This window comes from Buchnera aphidicola (Melaphis rhois) (assembly GCF_005080745.1).
Lineage (GTDB): Bacteria > Pseudomonadota > Gammaproteobacteria > Enterobacterales > Enterobacteriaceae > Buchnera_B > Buchnera_B aphidicola_AT.
Genome location: NZ_CP033004.1, coordinates 587,975 through 589,159, shown reverse-complemented (window position 1 = coordinate 589,159; position 1,185 = coordinate 587,975). Strand labels below are relative to the sequence as shown.

The 1,185-nt window shown below is 26.8% G+C and carries 1 protein-coding gene; it reads right to left on the bottom strand.

Features of this window, described 5'->3' with window-relative positions:
• Positions 1–273 precede the first annotated feature (273 nt).
• Positions 274–1,185: HslU--HslV peptidase ATPase subunit (gene hslU, locus D9V73_RS02750; protein WP_187307825.1), on the bottom strand; the 912-nt coding region annotated here is incomplete at its 5' end.

Sequence of the window (1,185 nt, the reverse complement as noted above, 5' to 3'; positions counted from 1 at the left end):
GGAGAAAGAGAAATGTGGAAGGATATGTTAAATGGCTTGTTAAATAAAATTAATGCTATGTAATAATTAATGCTATGTACTATGATTATTTCAAGATAATGTATTCGTATCTATGTATAAAACAATTTTTGTTAAAAAATTTAAAAAACGAAAAAATTATTAATGATGTTTTTATAAGTAAATTTTTTATTGCACATATGGTCTCTTTCCTATCTTTATTTTCAAGATAGGAAAGTAATTAATTTATATATATAAAATAATTCATTTAAATAGTTACAAAATAAATCGGCTGAGGTCGTTATTTAAGATTAAATCATCTAAATGTTTACTAACATATTCTTTATCTATGTTCACAACTATTTCTGTTTTATTATTACTAGCATTGAATGAAATATCTTCCATTAAATGTTCTAGTACAGTATATAATCTACGAGCTCCGATATTTTCTATAGATTCATTAGCTTTCCATGCTATTTCAGCAATATAACGAATTCCTTCTTCAGTGAAATTAATGTGAACATTTTCTGTTTTCATTAATGCTTTATATTGTACAGTTATTGATGCTTTAGGTTCGGTTAAAATCAATTCAAAATCATCAATTGTTAGTGCTTGCAATTCTACTCTAATAGGAAGACGACCTTGTAGTTCTGGAATTAAATCAGAAGGAGTAGAAATTTGAAATGCTCCTGATGCAATAAACAGAATATGATCTGTTTTTACCATACCGTGTTTAGTAGAAATAGTGCATCCTTCGATTAATGGCAATAAATCTCTTTGAACTCCTTCTCTTGATATATCAGGTCCTGTTACACCTCTACCTTTACATATTTTATCGATTTCATCAATAAATACAATTCCATTTTGCTCTACTGCATGAATAGCTTGTTTTTTTAACACTTCTAAATTTATTAATTTAGTTGATTCTTCTTCAATTAATAATCTCATAGCATCTTTTATTTTTAATTTTTTTATATTTTTTTTCCTACCTCCTAAATTTTGAAATAATGATTGCAATTGATTTGTTAATTCTTCCATACCTGGTGGAGCCATAATTTCTATTCCCATTGGAGTTGAAGAAACATTGATTTCAATTTCTTTTTCGTCAAGTTGCCCTTCTCTCAACTTTTTTCTAAATAATTGAGTAGCTGCGATTGGTTTATTAGAAATATCTGATTCTTCCCATTT